The following is a 19178-nucleotide window of genomic DNA, read 5'->3' on the forward strand; positions in this document are numbered from 1 at the left end:
GAATTCCTTTGTTCAGCCCGCGCGGGCCAGCAGCGGCTTGGTGCCCTGGCGGCGGCGATCGCGTGCCGGGGCGATGTCGAGTTGTTCGCGATATTTTGCGACGGTACGACGTGCGATGTTTACCCCCTGGCGCGAGAGCAGGCCCGCGATGGCCTCGTCGGCCAGCGGCCGGCCGGCCGGCTCGGCGTCGATCAGGCGCTTGACCATGGCCTTGACCGCCTGCCCGGAGACGCTGGCGCCCTCCAGGCGGACGGCGAAGAAATGCTTCAGTTCGAAGGTGCCGCGCGGCGTCTGCAGGTACTTGCCGGAAGTGATGCGCGAGACTGTGGACTCGTGCATGCCGATGCTGTCGGCCACTTCCTTCAGGGTCAGTGGCGCCATTGCCTCATCGCCCTGGACCAGGAACGCGGCCTGGCGCTCGACGATCACCCGGGCGGTGCGGATCAGGGTGTCGTAGCGCATGGACAGGCCGCGGGTCAGCCAGCGGGCTTCCTGCAGCATGTCGCGCAAGGGCTGCGCGGCCTCGCTGCCGTTGTCGGCCAGGGCGCGTTCGTAGCCGGCGTTGATGGCGATGCGCGGGGTGGTGGCGGGGTTCAGCGCGACGCGCCATTGCCCGTCCGCGTGCCAGGCCACCACGTCGGGGAGGATGGCCTCGTCCTGCTGCGGCTGCAGGCTGTCCCCCGGCCGCGGTTGCAGCGACAGGATCAGCCGGAACGCCTCGAGGACGTCGTCCTGCTCGGCATCGAGTGCAACGGCCAGGGCGGCGTAGTCATGGTTGGCCAGCAGTTGCAGGTCGGCATCGAGCAGGCGCGCGGCCAGGTGGCGCGCCGGCACCACGCCGGGCAGCGCTGCCAACTGTGCCAGCAGGCACTCGCGCAGGTCGGTCGCCGCCATGCCGGCCGGCTCGCCGTGCAGCAGGCGCTGGCGCACGGCTTCCACGTCGCTGGCGGTGCGGTCCAGGCGCGCACTGGCCAGGCGGGTCAGCTCGGCCAGGGCGCCCTGCAGGTAGCCGGCGTCATCGCAGTGCTCCAGCCAGAAGCTGGCGATGGCCAGGTCGGATGCGTCCAGCTCCAGGGCCAGTGCATTGAGCACGCGCAGCTGCGGGTCGGTGGACTCGCCGGCGGCGATGCGCGCCATGCGGTCATCCTCACCGTCATTCCAGCCGCCGCCGGCCACGTCCCACATCGAGCTCTCCGGCAGTTCGTCGAACGCGGCCGTTTCCACCTGCGCGTCGTTGCCATTGGCCGTGGCCGGGCTCTCTTCCTGCTCGTCCTGCAGCTCCAGCAACGGATTGCTTTCCAGCGCCTGGCGGACTTCCAGCTCCAGCTGCATGCCATTGAGCTGCAACAGGCGGATCGACTGCAGCAGGGCAGGCGTGAGGTGGAGCTGCTGGCCCAACTGGGCAGAGAGTGTGGCTTTCATGCGATTCCCCGGCGGCGCTGTGTGAAGGCCGCGTTGTGGAACGCATCTTGCGTGGCGGAGTGCCGACGCTGAAATCAGGGAGGCCCTGAGGGCTGTCCTGATTAACCCCACTTTGCGTAGGGGGAAACCTTACAAATCGTCATTTTTCTGGCGCGACGAGCCGCGGAATTCCAGATAGGTCATTGATTCTTATCGAAGTGCCAGTAAGTGGCGACGGAAATTCGAATCTGTGACAACGAACATGCTCGGTCAGTGACCTGACGTCAGCCAAGATCCTTCTCGTGCCGCACGGCGAACAGCAACAGGTCATTCGCGCGCCGGCAGCCCAGCGCTTCCATCATGCGGGCGCGGTGGGTTTCCACCGTCTTGACGCTGATGCCCAGCTCGGCGGCGATCTCCTTGGTGGTCTGGGCACTGCCCAGCCGACGCAGGATCTGCTTCTGCCGTGGCGAGAGCGCGGCGATGCCCGTGGGCCGCTCGCGGTTGATCAGCGGGGCCAGCATCTTGGCCGAGATGTGCGGGCTCAGGAACACCTGTCCGGCGTGCGCGGCGCGCAGTGCCAGCTCCAGTTCGGCCGGAGCGGCGTCCTTGACCACGAAGCCGACCGCACCGCGGTCCAGGGCGTCGCGGACGTGGCCGGCATCGTCGTGCATGGACATCATCACCACCCGCGCCTGCGGCTGGCGGGCACGGATGTCACTGAGGGCTTCCAGACCGGTACGGCCCGGCAGCGACAGGTCCATCAGGATCAGGTCGGGAACGTGCAGCAGGGCGAGGTCCAGGGCCTGCGCGGCGTCGCTGGCTTCGGCGACCACCTGCACGCCTTCGAAGCTCTGCAGCAGCCTGTTCAGTCCCGCCCGGACCAGGGTGTGGTCATCGACAATGAGAACGCGCACGTGGAACGGTCTTCCCCCTAGAAGTCCCCCACCTTAGCCGAGCGCGACGTGTGACGCCAGTCAACTAAAGGAGGGCAATCAACGATTGCGGCGGCTGTCGGCGATCTGCCGCCGATGCAGGCGGAACAGGTGCCGTTCGACCGCTGCGTTCAGGTTGTCGCCCAGGCCGGTGAAGCCCAGCCACAACCGGCTGCCGCCCTCAAGGGGGGCCTCGGCCAGCACGGTGGCGGGCAGTTCGATGTGGTCGGGCAGCCAGTCGGCCGGCTGCAGCTGGATCACCCCGGCGCTGCCGGGTGCCAGTGCGGTGGTTTGCTCGAGATCCAGGCGCAGGCCATGCCGTGACCAGTGCACCGCTCGGACTGGCAGGGCCGGGTTGGCCTGCTGCAGCAGGCGGCCGAGCAGGACCAGGGCCAGGTCCATGCGGGCCTCCAGGCGCTGCAGCTGCGCGCTGGTGTCGCTGCGCTCGTCGCCGTCGTCGCTGCTGCGCGAATCCTCGACCAGCGCGACGCTGCGTAGCAGCATCTCCGAGGTGCCCGGACGGGCGACGCGTGCTCCGGCCGTGAACTGCACCGGCACGACGACATCGCAGCTGAGCGTATCGTCGAACAGGGTGCCTTCGGCAGCGGCGGCGCCGTCGTGGCTCATGCCAGCGTACCGGCCTGCAGGTAGGCGTTCGCCGCGCGGGTGGATTGCCGCTCGGCACGCAGGTACTGGGCCGCTTCATCGCGTAGCTGGCGCATGCGCGTGGTCAGCGAGAGCTGCTGTTCGAGCAGGTTCTGCAGCGCCTGCGGAGCACTGTGGGCGCCATGGGCATGGAGGTAGTCGCGCACGCGCTGGTCGTGTTCGCCGACGATGCGCTCGGTGGTGGCATGGTCCTCGGCCGCGATCGCGTTCTTGATCAGGTCCAGGTCCACGTGCAGCGCCTGCAGCAGGGCGCTCGCGTCGTTGTTCATGGCATCAGGCTCCGGGTGCGGTGGGCAGGGTGCGCTGTTCCTGGGGAATGGCGTTCCATGCGCTCTCGATCTCGCCGATCAACGACAGCGACTCCTGCAGCGGTACCGCGTCGTTGTTGAGGTTGGCTTCGGTCAGGCGCTGCATGACGTAGTCGTAAAGGGCCGACAGGTTGCCGGCGATCTCGCCGCCGGCTTCGTGGTCCAGCGAACCATTCAGGTGCCCGATGATCGCACAGGCTTCACCGATCGCCTTGCCTTTCAATGCCTGGTCGCCGTTGGCCAGGCAGGCTTCGGCGCGACGGATGCGCTCGCCCGCGCCTTCAAGCAGCAGGGCGACAAGGCGGTGCGGGTCCGCGTCGACGACGCGGCTGGTGACGCCGACCTTGCGGTACTGCTCGGCATAGTGGCGGTTGGCACCGTACATGGGGTTCTCCTTGGGGCTTCGTCATGGCCGGGCCGGCGCTGGCGAAAAGTGGTCGTATTGGTGTGCGTGGGGAAGGGGCTGCCGGCCGGTCAGCTCTTCTTGTTGAGCGCGCTGATCTGCTGGCTGAGGTAATCGCTGGTGCTCTGCATCTTCGCCACCACCGTGTCCATGGCGGTGAACTGGGCGGTATACCGCGCGGAGACCTTTTCCATCCGCGCATCCAGGTCGTCCAGGTCCTTCTCCAGCTTGCTGATCTGCTTGGTCAGCGAGTTGGTGCGCAGGGTCAGTGTGCCGTTGCTGCCCAGGTTGGTCTTGAGCATGGCGCTGAGGCTGGAGGTGAACGAGCCGTCGCTGCCCAGCAGCTTGCGGGCGGCGGAGGGGTCCTCGGCGACCTTGGCGTCGAACGTGGTGGTGCTGAAGGCCAGGGTGCCGTCCTTGTTGACGGTCACGCCCAGGGCCTTGAGGTCGAGCATGCTGCCGCTGGCTTCGCCGCGCAGCTGCTGCTGCAGGCCGCGTACCAGCGAGTCACCGGTCAGCGCGGAGGCCTTGTCGTTGGTGGCGTCGTAGGCGCTGCTGCTCTTGAGCAGGCCGACCGTGGTGTTGTAGGCGGCAACGAAGGCCTGGGTGTTGATCTTCAGGCCGGAGTTGTCCGCAGCCACCGTCAGCGTGCGCTTGGTGCCTTCCTCGGCCTTGTTCAGGGTGAGGGTGACGCCAGGCAGCAGGTCGGTGATGGTGTTGCTGCTGGACTCGCGCTCGAAGCCGTCCACCCGCACCAGTGCGTTGGCCGGTGCGATGTTCTCGGTCATGCCGCCGCTGGTGCCATCCCAGGTCAGCGCCGACAAGCCACCGTTGCCGCCGCTGGCGGTGACCGTCAGTGCGCCTTCGGTGCCGCCATTGACCGCATTCATCACCAGGTGCTGGCCGTCGTTGGCGGTGATGATGGTGGCGTTGACCCCCTTGCCGCCAGCGGCCTTGTTGATGGCGGCGGCGATCTGCGTCAGCGTGCTGCCCTCGGCGATGTCCACGTCCAGCGTCTCTTCGCCCCAGGCGAACGTCAGCTTTCCGTCGCCTACCTTGGCATCGGCGCCGAACGCGCCGGAGCTGAGCTTCTGGCTCTGCGCCAGCCGCACCACTTCGACCTCGTAGGTGCCGGCGGTGGCGCTGGTCTTGCCGTTGGAGTCGGTCACCACCGTGGCGCTGAAGCTGGTGGCGGTATCGCTGATGCTGGTCTTGTAGGCGCCGTTGGTGGCGCTCTTGGCCATCGCTTCCAGCGCCGACTGCAGGCTGCTCAGCGAGTTCTTGATGTTGCCCAGCGCCGAGAGCTGGGTGGTCGCCTTCGTGCCCTGGTTGTTGATGCGGGTCTCGGCCGGCTTGCGTTCGGCAGCCACGAGCTGGGCGACGAGGGTCGGGATGTCCAGTCCGGAGCCGACGGCAGCGAGGGATGAGGAGGCCATGTAGTTTCCTTGGTCGTGGCGTGCGGACGCCCGTACAGGCATCCTCGATATCGGCACGCCCGTGCCGTTTCTTTAGGCGGGCGCGCGCAGGGCTCCCCGTGTGGATGCAAGTGGCGTGCCGTTGCCGCAGGCCGGCCCCCGGCGCCGCCAACGCACAAACCCCCGCCTTGCGGCGGGGGTCTGCGTTTGTTGCTGCCTCCAGGGCCGCCTTGCGGCGGCGCCGGCGGTGATCAGCCCAGCAGGCTCAGCACGTTCTGGGTGGAGCTGTTGGCCTGGGAGAGCATCGCGGTGCCGGCCTGCTGCAGGATCTGCGTGCGGGTCAGCTCGGCGGTTTCCTTGGCGTAGTCGGTGTCGCGGATGCGGCTGCGCGAGGCCGACAGGTTTTCCGAGGTGGTGGACAGGTTGGAGATGGTCGAGCTGAAGCGGTTCTGGATCGCACCCATGTCGGCGCGCGAGCTGTTGACCGCGGTCAGGGCCTTGTCGACCACTTCCAGCGCCTGCTGGGCACCGATGAAGGTGGAGATGTCCAGGGTACCGGCGACCTTCTGGCTGGACACGGCGGTGGCGTCCTGGGCGGTGAAGGCGGTGCCGCCGGAGGTCAGGCCGGTCGCCTGGCCGGTGGTGGCCGGGCTGATGGTGCCGAAGGTGAAGCCGGTGGTGAACTGGTTGCCCTTGACCGCCTTCAGGCTGATCGCGCCGTTGCTGTCGACTTCGGCGTAGACGCCGCTCTGGTCCATCTTGTCGTTGATGGCGGCAGCCACCTTCTTGTTGATGGAGGTGGTGCTTTCACCGGCTTCGAACTTCACGTCCTCGATGGTGATGTCCTTGGCGCTGCTCGCGCCAACGGCCTGCACGCTGACCTTGATGCCGGAGATCTTGCCCGCGGCGGTGGCGGCGGCGCCGGAGGCAACCACGCTGACGGCGGTGGTGTCGGCGGCGAAGTTCATCTTGCCCAGGGTGTCGATGTTCGAGTCGACGATGCTGTTGATGCCGATGGTCTGGCCGGAGTCGGCGCCGACCTGGAACAGCGCGCCGGAGAAGCTGCCGTCCAGCAGTTTGGTGCCGTTGAAGTTGGTCTGGTTGGCGACGCGGTCGATTTCCTTCAGCAGCTGGTTCACCTCCGAATTCAGCGCTTCGCGGTCGGTGGTCGAGTTGGTGGCATTGGACGACTGCACGGCCAGCTCGCGGATACGCTGCAGGTTGTTGCCGATCTCGACCATCGCGCCTTCGGCGGTCTGGGCCAGCGAGATGCCGTCGTTGGCGTTGCGGGTGGCAACGTCCAGGCCGCGGATCTGGGTGGTGAAGCGCTCGGAGATCGCCAGGCCGGCGGCGTCGTCCTTGGCGCTGTTGATGCGCAGGCCCGAGGACAGGCGCTGAATCGAGGTGGCCAGGCTGGTGCCGCTGGTGTTCAGGTTGCGCTGAGCATTGAGCGACATGATGTTGGTGTTGATGACTTGTGCCATGATTCGGATTCCTTTTTGGCGTTTGATCCGGCAGCTCAACCTGACCGGTACTGGATGCAGTGGGGGTGGCGTAGGGCGCCGCAGTACCGCTGCTGATATCAATAACGGCACACACCCCGGCAGCTTTAGGCCCCGACGACAAGGTTTTTTTCCGCCGGGCAGGGCGCCGGAAAAAAGCAGCTGGCAGTGCTGGCAAGCGGGTGCTCCGGCATGGTCGCCCCCAACGAAAAGGCCCCGGCATGCCGGGGCCTTTCCTGTTTGCCTCGCTGCAACGGTTACTGCTGCAGCAGGCTCAGCACGCTCTGCGGCTGCTGGTTGGCCTGTGCCAGCATGGCGGTACCGGCCTGCTGCAGGATCTGCGTGCGGGTCAGCTCGGCGGTTTCCTTGGCGTAGTCGGTGTCGCGGATGCGGCTGCGCGAGGCCGACAGGTTTTCCGAGGTGGTGGTGAGGTTGGCGATGGTGGAGGTGAAGCGGTTCTGGATCGCGCCCATCTCCGCACGCGAGTTGCTGACCGCGGTCAGGGCCTTGTCGACGATCTCCAATGCGCGCTGCGCGCCTGTGAAGTCGCGGATGTCCAGGTCCTCGGCATGCTGGGTGGACATGGTGGTCGGCACCGTCAAGGCACCGCCGGTGTAGGTCAGGCCGGTGCCGCCGGTCAGCGTGCCGAGGTTGGCGGCGGTGATGGTCTGGCCGGCCTTGAGCGACTGGAAGGTGAGCTCGCCGGTGGTGCCGTCCACCGAGGCGTACAGGCCGGTCTGGTCCAGCTTGTCGTTAATGGCCTGGGTGAGCTTGCGGTTGATGTCGGCGGCGGTGTCACCCACGTCGACCTTGATGTCGTCGATCTTGATCTGGGTGGCGCTGCTGGCACCGGCGGCCTGGACGCTGATGGTGATCCCGGACACCTTGCCGACGGCGGTGCCGGAGGCGGCCGAGGGCACCGCACCGATGCCGGTCATGTCACCGGCGAAGCCGGCCGTGCCGATGGTGTCGGTGTTGACGTCGACGATGCTGTTGATGCCGATGGTCTGGCCGGCGTCGGCGCCGACCTGGAACAGGGCCCCGGCGAAGCTGCCATCCAGCAGCTTGGTGCCGTTGAAGTTGGTCTGGTTGGCGACGCGGTCGACCTCCGAGAGCAGCTGGCGCACTTCGGCGTTCAGCGCCTCGCGGTCGGTGTCGGAGTTGGTGGCGTTGGCCGACTGCACGGCCAGCTCGCGGATGCGTTGCAGGTTGTTGCCGATCTCCACCATCGCGCCTTCGGCGGTCTGGGCCAGCGAGATGCCGTCATTGGCATTGCGCACGGCCACGTCCAGGCCACGGATCTGGGTGGTGAAGCGCTCGGAGATGGCCAGGCCGGCCGCATCGTCCTTTGCGCTGTTGATGCGCAGGCCCGAGGACAGGCGCTGGATGCTGGTCGCCAGGCTGGTGCCGCTGGTGTTCAGGTTGCGCTGGGCGTTCAGCGACATGATGTTGGTGTTGATGACTTGTGCCATGGGACTTCTCCGTTGTGTTCTATGCCTGCATCAGGCGATGCGGTGATTCGGTTTGGCAGTGCGGCTGCCGTCAGGTGGGTCAGCGGATCATGTTGAACAGCGACATCGACTGCATCTGGGTGAAGATGGTCTGGGCCGCCTGGAGCGCCGCACCCTCGAGCTTGTATTGCCCGATGGCCTCGGCGTAATCGACGTCGCGCAACTGCGACAGCGAGCTTTTCAGGGTGACGGTGTTGGCCTCGCGCAGCGAGGCGGCGTCGTCGATGGTCTTCAACTGCGCGCCGCCGGCGGCGCGTGCATCGATCATCGCCTCGGCCGCGCGCGAGACATCACGCAGGCTCGCTTGCAGCCCGTTCTGCTGCGCGGTACGGCCGGCTTCGGTGGACACGTCCATGTCCAGTGCCTGCACCAGCCGGTCGATGGTGGAGAACACGTCGCGGCTCTGGGCCTGCCCGGCGCTGAACTCGTCGCCCGCCGCAGGCTCGCCCTCGATGCGCATGCGCAGCCCCCCGAAGGTGATGTCGTCGCCGCTGGTGTACGTGCCGGTGCTGACCACGGTGTTGCTCGCGTCGACGATCTCGTAGCTGTCGGCGGCGGTGAAGCGAACGGTATAGCTGCTGCCGTCCCAACTGCCGGAACCGTCGCGGCTCAGGTCGGTGAGCACGCCCTTGCCGGTGTTGGTGGCCGCAGCGCTGCCGTCGACCGTCCCGTCGCCGGTGCGGATGCGCAGGAAGATCTCGCTGCCGGGCTGCGCGTCGCTGACGAACGTGCCCGGCGCCACTTCGACCTTGCGCTGGATCTGGTCGCCGTTGTAGGTGACCACGCCATTGCTGAGCGTGAACGGGGCATCGCCATCGGAGGCCCCGCCGAACAGGTAGCGGCCATTGCCGTCGGTGGTGTTGGCCAGCGCCAGCATCTGTTGCTTGATCGACTTCAGCTCGCTGGAGACAGCCTTGCGGTCATCGCTGGACAGCGAGGCGTTGTTGGCCTGGATGGTCAGGTCGGAGATGCGCTGCAGCAGTTCGCCGGCCTGGGCAAGGGCGTTCTCCTGCAGCCCCAGCCGGTTCTGGACGGTGTTGGCGTTGGCGCCAAGCTTTTCCAGTTCGGCCAGCATGCGGTCCATGCCGACCGCGGTACCGGCGCCGACCGGGTCGTCCTTGGCAGTGACGATCTTGCTGCCGGTGGAGAGCTGCTGCTCCAGGTGCGACAGCTTGCTCTGCTTGGACTGCATCAGCGCCACCGAGCGGTCGTAGATCATGCTGCTGGAGATGCGGGTATTCATCAGCCCACCGCCCTGAGGATTGTCTGGAACATGTTTTCTGCCGTGGAGATCAGCTGCGAAGCAGCCTGGTAAGCCTGTTGCAGGCGGAGCATGTCGGCCGCTTCCTCATCCAGGTTCACCCCGGACACCGAGTCGCGCGCGGCCTGCGCGTTGTCGTTGATGACCTGCTGGGCCTGCAGCGAATATTCGGCCGAACGTGCCGCCGCACCGACCTGGGTGGTCAGGCCACCGAGGGCACCGTTGAGGGTGACGGTGCCGCCGCTGAGCGCCTTGGCATCCTCCACGCCGGCCAGGCGCGAGGCGTTGCCGTTGTCACTGGAGCCGGGGGCGGTCTTGCCGATGGTGAAGGTGTCACCGGCGGCGGGCTTGCCGTCCAGCACCAGGCTCCAGCCGTTCGCGCTGATGGCCTGGCCTGGCGTGTAGGTGAAGGGACCGGCGCCGTCGATGGTGTACTGGTTGGCGTCGATGAACTCGATGCTGGCGGGGTTGAGCAGGGCCGGGTCGGAGGCGTCGAGCACATCCAGCTTGCCCAGCACGCCGGTGCCGGTGTTGGCCAGGTCCGCTCCGGCCTTGACCGGGTTGGCCGCGGCGATGCGCGAGGGATCGGTGATGGCCACCGATAAACCGGTGATCGCCGCGCCGGTGGGCTGCAGCAGGAAGCGATCATTCAATCCCGGGGTACCGCCCACCTCGAAGCGCACGCCATTGACCACGAACGGGTCGGCGGCGGTGCCGGTGCCGGTCATGGCGACGCTGGCACCGGTGTCGGCGCGGGTGGCCTCCCAACCGGTGCCGTTGTACTTGAGCAGGATGTTCTGGCCATCCAGGGCGGCCAGGTCGCCATAACTGGCGGTCAGGGTGGCGCTGCCGGTATTGCCGCTGTGCGCGCTCACCTTGGGCGTGCCCAGGTTGAAGAAGTCCGTGCCCATGTCCCCGTACAGGTCCATGCCCTCGGCGTGGGCCTGGTTGAACGTGGTGGCCATGCCGACGGCGATCCTTCCCAGTTCATTCTGGGCAGGGGTGAGGACGCGGTCGCGGAACTCGAGCATGCCGCCGATCTGGCCACCGAGCGCATTGCCATCCAGCACGATGGTCATGCCCTGGGTCTTGATCGCCAGCTGCAGGCGCTCGGGCTGGTAGGGATCGGCGGCGGTGGTGATCTGCGAGGCGGTCGAGCCGACCACCAGCGCCTGGCCGCCGGCCGAATAGACATTGGTGATGCCGCCATCCTGGATCACCGCCGTACCACCGGTGTAGCCGACCAGCTGGGTGATCAGCTGGTCGCGGCGGTCCAGCAGGTCCGGCGCGGCGGCATTGCCCTTGCTGCCGATCGCACCATTGAGCTGGGCGATCTCGGCGGCCAGCCGGTTGACCTCGGTGGTCGCGGCCAGCAGCCCGTTGTTCACCTCGCTGTTGAGGCTGTCCAGGCTGTTGTTGAGCTGCTTGAAGCGATCGACCAGGGTGGACGCGCTGTCGAGCATGTCGCGGCGTTCGGTGGTGGCCGCAGCGTTGGAGGACAGGCCGTTGACGGCATCGAAGAACTTGGACCAGACCCCGGTGACGTTGGTTGCGGTATCGGAGAGCAGCGCATCGACGCGATCGGACAGCGTGGACAGCTTTTCCAGCCGCGCCAGTTCGCCGCTGCTGTCCAGCAGCCGCGAGATGGCGAGCTGGTCGGCGACGCGACGGATGTCCACGATGCGGGTACCGGTGCCTACATCGCCATAGCCGACGTTGACCGAGGGTGCCGTGGCGAAGTCCACGGTCTGCCGGCTGTATCCGTCGGTCTTGATGTTGGCGACGTTGTTGCTGACCGTTGCCAGGGCGCGCTGGAACGCGATCAGGGCACTGGTGCTGGTGGAAAGAACACTGGACATGGACGTCTATCTCAACGACGGGTGAGGCCGGTCAACCCGGCGGCGGAAGCGAGGGTCTGGCCGAAGCGGTTGCCGACTTCGGCAATCGCACCGACCGCGCGGTCGATGGTCGGGCCGGCGGCAATGGCGGCGATCTTGGCGGCGTAGGACGGGTCGGTCGCATAGCCGGCACGCTGCAAGCCCTGTGCGAAACCACGCACGTCGCCACCGGCCTTCAGCGCGGCCTGGTAGCGCGGGCTGTTCTTCAGCATCCGCACGTAGTCGTTGAAGCTGTCGGCCACCGAGCCATAGGCACGGAAGCTGGCGCGTTCGGAGCGGCGCTGGCCGTCCACGTACTCATGCGTACCGGCGCTGGCGCGCTCACCGCTCCAGCCGGTGGCCTTGATCCCGAACAGGTTGTGGCTGCTCTGGCCGTTCTCCCGCTTGATGTGGCGCTTGCCCCAGCCGGTCTCCAATGCCGCCTGTGCGACCAGGGCGCGCGGGTTCACGCCCAGCTCCTGCGCGGCACGCTGCGCGTGCGGCCAGATGCTGGCGACGAACCCTTCCGGCGTATGCGTGCCCAGGCTGCTGGCGGCCAGGTTGGCCTGCGTCGTGTCCACGGCGTCACCGCGTTCGGCGGCGGTCATCGCGCTCCAGCGGTCATCGGCCGTTGTCCATTCGGCCTGCGCCGGCATGCCGCTGCCGTCATACGGATGGGCGCTGCCCAACGCGGCGTGCAGCTCGCCGGTGTCACGCCCGGCGATCAGGTCCAACGCCTGCGATTGCGGGGCAAGATAGGCGGCGCGTTCGCTGGCGTCGAGCGCGGCGAACGGGTCTTCGCCGGGGCCGGGCTGCAAGGGCAGGGCAGGCGGGCGGATGTCTGGCGCGGCCAACTGGTAGGCGCGTGCCGCCGCGGCAGGCGTGATCGCCGGATCCACCGGCGCTGCGGTGGCCTGCTGTCCGCCGCCCAACTGCCTTGCGATCATCGCCGACAGGCCCAGGCCGCGCCCCCGCGTCATCGCCTCGGCGATGCGCTGGTCGTACATCTCGCGGAACATCTGGTTCTCGCCGGGGAACAGCGAGTCGCCGAAGCTGGCCTCGCGCATGCTCTTGATCAACATCTGCGCGAACTGGCCTTCCAGCTGGCGCGCGACCTTGTCGATCTTGGCCGGATCGTTGGCCGTGGCCGGGTTCAGCTCGAACGGCGCAGGAGCGATACGCATGTCAGATGACCTCGAGATCGGCGCTCAATGCACCGGCCTGCTTGAGGGCTTCCAGGATGGCGATCAGGTCGCCCGGTGCCGCACCCACCTCGTTCACGGCTCGCACGATTTCGTCCAGCGTCGCACCGCCGTCGAAGCGGAACATACGGCTGCCTTCGTTGCTGGCGGTGATGGTCGATTGCGGGCTGGCCACGGTCTGGCCGTTGCCGAACGCATTGGGCTGGCTGACCTGGGTCGATTCGCTGACGGTCACCGTCAAGGAACCGTGCGAGATCGCCGCCGGGCTGACGCGCACCTGCGAGCCGATGACCACGGTGCCGGTGCGGGAGTTGACCACCACGCGCGCCGGCGCGGTGCCGGGGGACAGTTCCACGTTCTCGATGCGCGCCAGCATGCCGATGCGCGCGCCCGGATCGGTGGGGGCCTGCACCGCCACGGTGACGCCGTCGACCGCGCGCGCCGCGCCTTCGCCAAAGGTGGCGTTCAAGGCGCTGACCATGCGCGAGACGGTGGTGAAATCGTTCTGGTGCAGGTTCAGGGTGATCTCCCCGGAAGCACCGAACACATCGGGCAGGGCACGTTCGACCGTGGCGCCGTTGGGCACGCGCCCAACGCTGGGAATGTTCACCGACACGCGTGAGCCGTCCTTGCCCTGCGCGCCGAAGCCACCCACCACCAGGTTGCCCTGCGCGATCGCATAGACCTGGCCGTCGGCACCCTTCAGCGGCGCCATCAGCAGCGAGCCACCACGCAGGGAGACCGCGTTGCCCACCGAGGACACGGTGATGTCGATGGTCTGGCCGGGCTTGGCGAACGGCGGCAGCTCGGCGTGGATCGCCACCGCGGCGACGTTCTTCAACTGCGGGTTGACGTTGGCCGGCACGTTGACGCCCAGCTCGCCCAGCAGGTTCTTCAGGCTCTGCACGGTGAACGGGGCCTGGCTGGTGCGGTCGCCGCTGCCGTCCAGGCCGACGACCAGGCCGTAGCCGACCAGGGCATTGCCGCGCACGCCGCCGACCTGCGCCAGGTCCTTGATGCGTTCGGCGTGGGCGGGCAGGGCACAGCCCACCACCAGGGTGAGGAGCAGGCAACGGAAGAGGGAAACGGTTCGCATGGTCATGCTCAGAACAGCGCGAAGGCGGAGTTGAAGAAGCGGCCCAGCCAGCCCATGGCGTTGGACTGGGCAACCGCGCCGCGACCGCCGTAGGCGATGCGTGCATCGGCGACCTTGCTCGAGGCGATGGTGTTGTCCGGCGCGATGTCGGCGGCGCGGACCACGCCCTGGATCTGCACCAGTTCATCGCCCTGGTTCAGGCGCAGGTTCTTCTGGCCCTGCACCACCAGGTTGCCGTTGGGCAGGCGCTGGATGACGGTCACCGTCAGGCTGCCCTGCAGGCGGTTGCTCTGCGCGCTGTTGCCCTTGCCGTTGAAGTCGCGCGAGCTCTCTGCCGAGGCTCCCAGGATGTCCTTGCCGCCCAGCGTGACCGGGGCACCGAACAGGGTCGGCGTGCCGACGTCCAGCTTGGAGTCCTTCTGGATCGCGGTGCTGGCCGTGGTGGTGGCGGTGGTGTTCTCGATCAGGGTGATGGTCAGCAGGTCGCCGACGTCACGTGCACGCCGGTCGCCGTACAGGTTCAGTCCCGGGCCAGCGGCATAGATGGCGCCGGCGGTGGGGGCCGCGGAGGGGGCGATGACCGGCTGGATCGGCGCCATCGGCGCGTAGGGGCGCACGTCGCCGGCCAGCGTGCAGCCGGCGCTGAGCACGGCGCACAAGGCGACGGGAAGCTGACGGAAGAATGGGGTGCGGCTCATGGCATTGATCCTGTGGCGACCGGTCAGACGTTGCTGTTGAGGTAGCCGAGCATGGCGTCGGTGGTGGAGATGGCCTTGGCGTTCATCTCGTAGGCGCGCTGGGTCTCGATCATCGCCACCAGCTCTTCCACCACGTTGACGTTGCTGCCTTCCAGTGCACCCTGCACCACGGTGCCCAGCCCGTTGAGGCCAGGCGTGCCGTTCTGCGCCGGCCCGGAGGCCGTGGTCTCCACGTACAGGTTCTCGCCCTTGGCCTGCAGGCCCGCCGGGTTGATGAAATCAGTCAACGTCAGCGAGCCGATCTCCACCGATGCGGCCTCGCCGGCCATCTTCACGCTGATGGTGCCGTCGCTGCCGATGGTCAACGATTGGGTGCCCTCGGGAACCTGGATGCCCGGCTGCACCGGGTAGCCGCTGTTGGTGACCAGCTCCCCCTGCGCGTTGATCTGGAAGCTGCCGTCGCGCGTGTAGGCGGAGGTGCCGTCGGGCATCATCACCTCGAAGAAGCCACGACCATTGACCATCACGTCCAGCGCCTTGCCGGTCTGCTGCTGCGTGCCCTGGTCGAAGTTCTTGGACGTGGCGACCACGCGCACACCGGTCCCCAGCTGCAGGCCGGTGGGCAGCTGGGTCTGCGCCGAAGAGGAACCGCCGGGCTGGCGTACCTGCTGGTAAAGCAGGTCCTCGAAGCTGGCACGGTCGCGCTTGAAGCCGGTGGTGTTGGTGTTGGCCAGGTTGTTGGAGACCACGGACATGCGCGTCTGCTGCGCATCCAGCCCGGTCTTGGCGACCCACAATGCCTGATTCATGACGCGTTCCTCTGCTGCTGATGCCGGCCGATGCGGCCCTTGCCAGGTTCAATGCATGGGCCGTGCCAAAACCGGCGACGGGATGCCGTCGCGAGCAGATCACCGGCGGCAGCGGCCTGGTCCGCGAAGCAGGAAGCCGCCGAACCGCACGCATAAAAACGCCCGGACGCGATCTGCGTGCCCGGGCGACAGGGAACAACGACAACGTGATCGACTGCGGCCGGGATCAGATCCCGGCCGCGTGAGCCAATGGCCCGATCAACCGTTCAAGCGCAGCAGGGTGTTCGCGCTGCGCGCGTTCTCGTCGCCGTGCTTGATGACCTTCACCTGCATTTCGAACTGGCGCTGCAGCTGGATCATCTGCACCAGCGCGCCGGCGGCATCGACGTTGCTGGATTCCAGCATGCCGCTGTCCAGCGCCTTGCCCTGGCGTTGCGCGAAGGGCTGGGTGGGGTCGGTGTTGCGCATCAGCCCGTCCAGGCCGCGGGCCAGGCGTTCGTCGGGCGCCTCGACGACCTTCAAGCGTCCGATCATCGCCATCGTCTGCGGGCCTTCGCCCAACGGGATGATCGACACGGTGCCGTCGTGGCCGATCTCCATCGCCTGGTGCGGCGGAATGGCGATCGGGTTGCCGTTGTCGTCGAGTACGGTGTTGCCTTCGGCGGTGACCAGTTGGCCGTTGGGCGTCATCGACAACGCGCCAGCGCGGGTGTACGCCTCACTGCCGTCGTTGGACTGCACCGCAAGCCAGCTGCCCGGCTGCAGCGAAAGATCCAGCGCGTTGCCGGTGATCTGCTGCGCGCCGATGCGACGATTGAAGCCGGCATCCACGTGCAGTGCGTCCACGCGCGAGGCGTAACCCGGGCCCTGGATGCGGAATGCCTCGGTGTTGGCCAGCGCTTCCTTGAAGCCCGGCGTGTCGGCATTGGCCAGGTTGTGCGACACGGTCCCCTGCGCCTGCAGCGAGGCGCGGGCGCCGGTCATGGCAACGTAAAGGGCTTTGTCCATTCGGGGGCAGGGAACAGGAAGTAGGGAAGGGGAGGCGGTGCGTCACCGGCAACGGGAAAAGGCGGGTGGGCGGTGGCTCCAGGCGATACCTGAGGCCCTCAACCCACCACCACGTCCTGTTCCCGATCCGGCGGTTAGCGGATGTTGATGACGGTCTGCGTGATCTGGTCCTGCGTCGAGACCATCTGCGCATTGGCCTGGAAGTTGCGCTGGGCCACGATCATGTTGACCAGCTGTTCGGTCAGGTCGACCGTGGACGCTTCCAGCGAGCCGGACTGGATCTGGCCCAGGTCGGAGGTGTCCGGTGCGCCGGTGCGTGCGATGCCGGACGCATTGGTCTCGGTCCACACGTTGTTGCCCATGCTCTGCAGGCCCTGCGGGTTGTTGAAGTTGGTCAGGGCAACCTGGCCGAGCGCGGTGTCGGCGCCATTGGAGTAACGCGCGTAGACCACGCCGGTGGTGTCGATGCTGATTTCGGTCAGCTTGCCCGAGGCGTAGCCGTCCTGGCGGGTGTCGCGCAGCGCGAACTTCTCGCCGTACTGCGTGGAGCCGCTCACGTCCAAGGTCAGGTTGAGCACGCCGGCGCCGGTGGCGGGCGTGAACGGATCCAGCGTGATCTGGCCGTTGGCCGGATTCAGCAGCGCACCGCTGTTGGAGAACTCCAGCGTGGTCGGCGCACCGACGGACTGGCCGTCGACATAGTTGTAGACCTGCCACTCGTTGGCGTTGGCACCCTTGACGAAGTAGGACGTCTGGGTGTGGCTGACGCCCAGCGAGTCGTACACGGTCACGCCGCCGGTGGACTGGTTGTAGCTGTTGGAGTTGCTCGGGTCGAACGTTGCGATGGTCGGTTCGCTGGCGTTGGCCGGCAGGGTGAAGGCAAGGTTGACCAGGCCGGTCTGCTTGGGCGCGCTGTCGGTGGCCAGCACCTGCAGGTCGGTCAGCGTGCCGTCGAAGCGGGTGCCATCGGCGCTCGGCGCGTAGACCTGAAGGCGTGCGCCCTGCGGGTTGACGACATAGCCGCTCTTGTCGGTCTGGAAGTTGCCGGCGCGCGAGTACACGCGCGTGCCGTTCATGCTCAGCGTGAAGAAGCCTTCGCCCTCGATGGCCATGTCCAGGCTGCGCCCGGTCTGGTCGATGTTGCCCTGCGAGAACTGCTGCGCCACGCCACTCAGGCGCACGCCCGAACCGATCGCATTGCGCGAAAGCCCGTAGCTGGTCGAGTTGAACAGGTCGACGAACTCCGCACGCGACTCCTTGAAGCCGGTGGTGTTGACATTGGCGATGTTGTTGGCGGTGACGTTCAGGTCGGCGTTGGCGGCGTTGATGCCGGACAGCGATACGTTGAAGCCCATGGTGGTAACTCCTGGCGGGTTCGGGGGGCTCAGCTGACGCGGAGCACGTAGTCGAGCGGGGCAGTGCCCAGGCCCTTGAGGTTCAGGTAGAGGCCGTCGGAACCGACGGTCACGCTTTCCACCTCGGCCTGCACGTAGGTGTTCAGCTTGGTCGAGGCGCCGCTGCTGTCCGAGTGGGTGGCGGCGATGGTGTAGCTGCCGGCGGGCATGCGGTTGCCGCTGGCGTCGGTGCCGTCCCACTGGAAGTTGACCTCGCCGGCGGCGTCGGCCGGCACGCTCAGCGTGGTGACCTTCTGGCCGTTCGCATCGGTGATCTCGACGGTGACGGTGCCGGCCGATGGGGCCGCCACGGTGCCGCTGGTACCCCCTTCGCCTTCGAGGCTGAACTTGGTCGAAGGCACCATCACCTCGTGGCCAACCAGCGAGGCGCCCTTGAGGATCTGGTCGCTGGACATCGCCGACTGGAAGGTCTTGACGGTGGTGTTCAGGTCGGTGATGCCCTGCACGGTGGACAGCTGGGCCATCTGCGACACCATCTGGCTGTTGTCCATCGGCTTGGTCGGGTCCTGGTGCTGCAGCTGGGTGGTCATCAGCTTCAGGAAGTCGGCCTGGTCGAGGCTGTCGTTCTTCTTGGTCTTGGCATTGGCCGTGGCGTTCAGGCCGAGCGAGCCGTAGATATCGGAGGAGACGCTGGTGGTCATGTCGGTGGGTTCCGGTTGGGCGGGCGTCAACGGCCCATCGTCAGCGTGGCCAGGGCCAGTTCCCTGGCGGTGCTGAGCATCTCCACGCCGGCCTGGTAGTTGCGGGAGGTCGAGATCAGGTTGACCATCTGCGCCACCGGATCGACGTCGGGCGAGTAGACGTAGCCGTCGCCGTCGGCCAGCGGGTGGTTGGGTTCATATCGCTTGATCGGCGCCGCATCGCTCTGCGTGACTTCCTTGACCTGCACGCCGGTGAGGTTGGGATCGGTGCGGCTGGTCACGGCCTGGAACACCGGTTCCAGCGGCTTGTACACCGCCTCCGGCGAACCGGCGATGGAATCGGCGTTGGCCAGGTTGGAGGCGATGGTGCTCATGCGCACCGACTGCGCCTGCAGCGCGGAGCCGGCGATGTCGAAGATCGGCAGGTTGCTCATGGCGTCGTTCCTTACTGGCCGGTGATGGCGGTGAGCATCGTGCGCACCTTCGATTCGACGAAGCTCAGCGAGGCGCGGTATTCCAGTGCGGCGCGGCCGTAGGCGGCGCGCTCGGCGTCGGGGTCGACGGTGTTGCCATCCAGACTGGGCTGGGCCGCCTCGCGGGTGATCTGGAACGGATTCAGCCCGTCCCCGCCGATGGCGTAGTGCTGTTCGGCCGTGGCGGCCAGCTGGCCATTGCCGGCCATGCCCTGGGCGTGGCGCAGGGCGGCATCGAAGTCGATGTCACGCGCCTTGTACCCCGGCGTGTCGGCATTGCTCAGGTTGCTGGCGATCAGCTTCATGCGCTGCTCGCGCAACGGCATGGCCTGGGCATGGATGCCCAGATAGTCGGAAATCAGGTTGGCCATGTGGTGGCTCCCACGGAACGTTGCCGGGGAAGCTGCAAGCCGCGTGCCAGAACGCCCAGCACGGGCCCGCTCCGGCTCGGCCCGCCTCAGTCACCTATCGGGCAGCAGGTCAGCCAGGTTGCGGGGAAAGGCAGGAAGCCGTTCCCTTCCCCCGCCTGCGGGGGAGGGTGCCCGAAGGGCGGCAGG

Annotated in this window: 19 protein-coding genes; all 19 read right to left on the minus strand. The window is 67.3% G+C overall.

Annotation, left to right across the window (positions count from 1 at the left end):
• Positions 1-12: 12 nt before the first annotated feature.
• The 19 genes from rpoN to flgB all read right to left on the minus strand — a co-directional run bounded on the left by rpoN (position 13) and on the right by flgB (position 18992).
• Positions 13-1422, minus strand: coding sequence for an RNA polymerase factor sigma-54 (rpoN, locus tag ATCM_RS06270; protein ID WP_132863473.1), 1410 nt, complete (start codon positions 1420-1422; stop codon positions 13-15).
• Between the two features lie 263 nt (positions 1423-1685).
• The gene (locus ATCM_RS06275; protein WP_132863474.1) at positions 1686-2318 is read right to left on the minus strand and encodes a response regulator transcription factor; all 633 of its coding nucleotides are present in this window, start codon (positions 2316-2318) and stop codon (positions 1686-1688) included.
• Positions 2319-2396: 78 nt separating this feature from the next.
• Positions 2397-2963 carry a PilZ domain-containing protein gene (locus ATCM_RS06280; RefSeq protein WP_132863476.1) on the minus strand — a complete coding sequence of 189 codons (567 nt, stop codon included), beginning with the start codon at positions 2961-2963 and terminating at the stop codon, positions 2397-2399.
• On the minus strand, positions 2960-3271 hold the full coding sequence (locus tag ATCM_RS06285; RefSeq protein ID WP_132863477.1) for a hypothetical protein: 312 nt from the start codon (positions 3269-3271) through the stop codon (positions 2960-2962). Before ATCM_RS06285 ends, ATCM_RS06280 begins: the two co-directional genes overlap by 4 nt.
• A 4-nt stretch (positions 3272-3275) precedes the next feature.
• Positions 3276-3695 (minus strand): flagellar export chaperone FliS, encoded by a 420-nt coding sequence (gene fliS, locus ATCM_RS06290; RefSeq protein ID WP_132863479.1) that lies wholly within the window; start codon positions 3693-3695, stop codon positions 3276-3278.
• Between the two features lie 89 nt (positions 3696-3784).
• Entirely contained in the window at positions 3785-5149 is a 1365-nt protein-coding gene (fliD, locus tag ATCM_RS06295; RefSeq protein ID WP_132863480.1) for a flagellar filament capping protein FliD, read from the minus strand.
• A 230-nt stretch (positions 5150-5379) separates the two neighbouring features.
• Positions 5380-6612: a flagellin gene (locus ATCM_RS06300; RefSeq protein WP_132863482.1), complete on the minus strand. Its 1233-nt coding sequence runs from the start codon at positions 6610-6612 to the stop codon at positions 5380-5382.
• Positions 6613-6887: 275 nt separating this feature from the next.
• Complete coding sequence (locus ATCM_RS06305) at positions 6888-8102, minus strand: flagellin (RefSeq protein ID WP_132863483.1); 1215 nt, start codon at positions 8100-8102, stop codon at positions 6888-6890.
• A gap of 79 nt (positions 8103-8181) precedes the next feature.
• Positions 8182-9384 carry a flagellar hook-associated protein FlgL gene (gene flgL / locus ATCM_RS06310; protein WP_132863484.1) on the minus strand — a complete coding sequence of 401 codons (1203 nt, stop codon included), beginning with the start codon at positions 9382-9384 and terminating at the stop codon, positions 8182-8184.
• The gene (flgK, locus tag ATCM_RS06315) at positions 9384-11261 is read right to left on the minus strand and encodes a flagellar hook-associated protein FlgK (protein ID WP_132863485.1); all 1878 of its coding nucleotides are present in this window, start codon (positions 11259-11261) and stop codon (positions 9384-9386) included. The genes flgL and flgK overlap by 1 nt, the downstream gene beginning before the upstream one ends.
• An 11-nt stretch (positions 11262-11272) precedes the next feature.
• A complete protein-coding gene (flgJ, locus tag ATCM_RS06320; RefSeq protein WP_132863487.1) occupies positions 11273-12463 on the minus strand; it encodes a flagellar assembly peptidoglycan hydrolase FlgJ in 1191 nt (396 codons plus the stop codon).
• Position 12464: 1 nt separating this feature from the next.
• Positions 12465-13577: a flagellar basal body P-ring protein FlgI gene (locus ATCM_RS06325; protein WP_225591547.1), complete on the minus strand. Its 1113-nt coding sequence runs from the start codon at positions 13575-13577 to the stop codon at positions 12465-12467.
• An 8-nt stretch (positions 13578-13585) separates the two neighbouring features.
• Positions 13586-14275 carry a flagellar basal body L-ring protein FlgH gene (gene flgH, locus ATCM_RS06330; protein ID WP_132863489.1) on the minus strand — a complete coding sequence of 230 codons (690 nt, stop codon included), beginning with the start codon at positions 14273-14275 and terminating at the stop codon, positions 13586-13588.
• A gap of 23 nt (positions 14276-14298) precedes the next feature.
• Positions 14299-15084: a flagellar basal-body rod protein FlgG gene (flgG, locus tag ATCM_RS06335; RefSeq protein WP_132863491.1), complete on the minus strand. Its 786-nt coding sequence runs from the start codon at positions 15082-15084 to the stop codon at positions 14299-14301.
• Between the two features lie 258 nt (positions 15085-15342).
• Positions 15343-16092: a flagellar basal body rod protein FlgF gene (locus tag ATCM_RS06340; RefSeq protein WP_132863492.1), complete on the minus strand. Its 750-nt coding sequence runs from the start codon at positions 16090-16092 to the stop codon at positions 15343-15345.
• Between the two features lie 134 nt (positions 16093-16226).
• Positions 16227-17447: a flagellar hook protein FlgE gene (gene flgE / locus ATCM_RS06345; RefSeq protein WP_132863494.1), complete on the minus strand. Its 1221-nt coding sequence runs from the start codon at positions 17445-17447 to the stop codon at positions 16227-16229.
• 29 nt (positions 17448-17476) lie between these two features.
• Positions 17477-18148 carry a flagellar hook capping FlgD N-terminal domain-containing protein gene (locus tag ATCM_RS06350; protein ID WP_132863495.1) on the minus strand — a complete coding sequence of 224 codons (672 nt, stop codon included), beginning with the start codon at positions 18146-18148 and terminating at the stop codon, positions 17477-17479.
• A 26-nt stretch (positions 18149-18174) separates the two neighbouring features.
• Positions 18175-18582, minus strand: coding sequence for a flagellar basal body rod protein FlgC (flgC, locus tag ATCM_RS06355; RefSeq protein ID WP_132863497.1), 408 nt, complete (start codon positions 18580-18582; stop codon positions 18175-18177).
• Positions 18583-18593: 11 nt separating this feature from the next.
• Positions 18594-18992 (minus strand): flagellar basal body rod protein FlgB, encoded by a 399-nt coding sequence (gene flgB, locus ATCM_RS06360; RefSeq protein WP_132863498.1) that lies wholly within the window; start codon positions 18990-18992, stop codon positions 18594-18596.
• Positions 18993-19178 lie beyond the last annotated feature (186 nt).

The sequence above is a fragment of the Stenotrophomonas sp. ATCM1_4 genome, assembly GCF_004348115.1.
Lineage (GTDB): Bacteria > Pseudomonadota > Gammaproteobacteria > Xanthomonadales > Xanthomonadaceae > Stenotrophomonas > Stenotrophomonas capsici.

Bases quoted from the DNA above. Each gene is read 5' to 3' on its own strand.
- rpoN (WP_132863473.1), bottom strand. From the start codon at position 1,422: ATGAAAGCCACACTCTCTGCCCAGTTGGGCCAGCAGCTCCACCTCACG.
- ATCM_RS06280 (WP_132863476.1), bottom strand. From the start codon at position 2,963: ATGAGCCACGACGGCGCCGCCGCTGCCGAAGGCACCCTGTTCGACGAT.
- ATCM_RS06285 (WP_132863477.1), bottom strand. From the start codon at position 3,271: ATGAACAACGACGCGAGCGCCCTGCTGCAGGCGCTGCACGTGGACCTG.
- fliS (WP_132863479.1), bottom strand. From the start codon at position 3,695: ATGTACGGTGCCAACCGCCACTATGCCGAGCAGTACCGCAAGGTCGGC.
- fliD (WP_132863480.1), bottom strand. From the start codon at position 5,149: ATGGCCTCCTCATCCCTCGCTGCCGTCGGCTCCGGACTGGACATCCCG.
- ATCM_RS06300 (WP_132863482.1), bottom strand. From the start codon at position 6,612: ATGGCACAAGTCATCAACACCAACATCATGTCGCTCAATGCTCAGCGC.
- ATCM_RS06305 (WP_132863483.1), bottom strand. From the start codon at position 8,102: ATGGCACAAGTCATCAACACCAACATCATGTCGCTGAACGCCCAGCGC.
- flgL (WP_132863484.1), bottom strand. From the start codon at position 9,384: ATGAATACCCGCATCTCCAGCAGCATGATCTACGACCGCTCGGTGGCG.
- flgK (WP_132863485.1), bottom strand. From the start codon at position 11,261: ATGTCCAGTGTTCTTTCCACCAGCACCAGTGCCCTGATCGCGTTCCAG.
- flgJ (WP_132863487.1), bottom strand. From the start codon at position 12,463: ATGCGTATCGCTCCTGCGCCGTTCGAGCTGAACCCGGCCACGGCCAAC.
- ATCM_RS06325 (WP_225591547.1), bottom strand. From the start codon at position 13,577: ATGCGAACCGTTTCCCTCTTCCGTTGCCTGCTCCTCACCCTGGTGGTG.
- flgH (WP_132863489.1), bottom strand. From the start codon at position 14,275: ATGAGCCGCACCCCATTCTTCCGTCAGCTTCCCGTCGCCTTGTGCGCC.
- flgG (WP_132863491.1), bottom strand. From the start codon at position 15,084: ATGAATCAGGCATTGTGGGTCGCCAAGACCGGGCTGGATGCGCAGCAG.
- ATCM_RS06340 (WP_132863492.1), bottom strand. From the start codon at position 16,092: ATGGACAAAGCCCTTTACGTTGCCATGACCGGCGCCCGCGCCTCGCTG.
- flgE (WP_132863494.1), bottom strand. From the start codon at position 17,447: ATGGGCTTCAACGTATCGCTGTCCGGCATCAACGCCGCCAACGCCGAC.
- ATCM_RS06350 (WP_132863495.1), bottom strand. From the start codon at position 18,148: ATGACCACCAGCGTCTCCTCCGATATCTACGGCTCGCTCGGCCTGAAC.
- flgC (WP_132863497.1), bottom strand. From the start codon at position 18,582: ATGAGCAACCTGCCGATCTTCGACATCGCCGGCTCCGCGCTGCAGGCG.
- flgB (WP_132863498.1), bottom strand. From the start codon at position 18,992: ATGGCCAACCTGATTTCCGACTATCTGGGCATCCATGCCCAGGCCATG.